The organism is Methylobacterium sp. J-030 (genome assembly GCF_022829545.1).
Taxonomy (GTDB): Bacteria; Pseudomonadota; Alphaproteobacteria; order Rhizobiales; family Beijerinckiaceae; genus Methylobacterium.
The window spans coordinates 1-1,000 of sequence record NZ_JAKSYM010000003.1 but is presented as its reverse complement, the minus strand read 5'-3'; the positions used below and the strand labels follow the sequence as shown (position 1 = coordinate 1,000).

The window sequence follows — 1,000 nt, the reverse complement described above, 5'->3', positions numbered from 1 at the left end:
CCCGATCAGAACATCCCCGCCCGCCCGTTCCTCGTGCCGGGTATCGAGAGCATCACGAAGCAGGCGGCCGAGCGGCTGAAGAAGGGGGCGATAGCGGCCTTCTCCGGCGACCTGTCCGCGCCCGTGAAGGCCCTCAACCAGGTTGGGTTGATCGGCGGGTTCGGGCTGGCGGCCGGCCCCGTCTGCCGGAAAGCAGATGGCGACGCGCTTGCCCAGCTCGCGCAGCACGCTCTGCGAGAAGGGAGAGAGCTTGGCGGGCGTGGCCGTGAACTTCGATTTCATCGCCATGGCGAACCTGCGGTGGTGGTGGCCGGCGCCAGCCTCCGAGAGGGAGCTGCGCCGGCATGCGGGGTTAGGTTTTCGAAGCACTCGCCGCATTGCCTCGCCCGGCCACGGAAAGCCGGGAACCGCGCCGGGGAGGACTCACCCGAGCGCGGCGTCTGCATCCGCCTCAAGCGCCCGGTGGAACGCCTGCCACGTCGCCGAGGCGCGGGCGAGAGAGTCGGGCGGTTCGTTGCGACCGTGGGGGACGGAGGCGTTGGCAAGCGCAGCCGTGTCGGGCTTGAGCCGATAGCGTGGCGCCGCCGCTAGACCGTCCTGCATCCGCTGTAGGGCGACCGCCGCCAATTCCGCCCGCCGATAGATGACGGCGGCCTTGCGGCCCTCGCTGGCGACATCCTCGGCCACTGCCTCGACCACGCCGCGGACGGCAGCCTCGACCCGTGCTTCGGCCTCGGCGAGGGCGGCGCGCTTGACCTCGACCACCTCGCCGATCGCCGCGACAGCCTGACGGGATGCGGCAGCCTTCACCCGTGCGCGGTCGCGATCATGCCGGGCATCGAGGCTGGCCGGATCCGGGGCAAGGTCGGGCCGCTCGCCGCCCCTCTCAGACCATTCCGTGATCCGGCGGGCCAGGTCGTCGCCGCCGTCCAGTTCGGCAAGCTGAGCGCGGCTCTCGGCGACGATGGCCTCGTGCTCCACCTCGCGCGCCTTCGCCAAG

Annotated in this window: 2 protein-coding genes; both read right to left on the bottom strand. The window is 71.5% G+C overall.

Annotated elements, in window-relative coordinates:
- The coding region (locus MKK75_RS00020) for a hypothetical protein (RefSeq protein ID WP_244040605.1) at window positions 1–288 on the bottom strand (288 nt) is incomplete at its 3' end.
- Window positions 289–423: 135 nt separating this feature from the next.
- Window positions 424–1,000 (bottom strand): hypothetical protein (locus MKK75_RS00015; protein ID WP_244040604.1); only part of this gene is annotated, 577 nt, incomplete at its 5' end.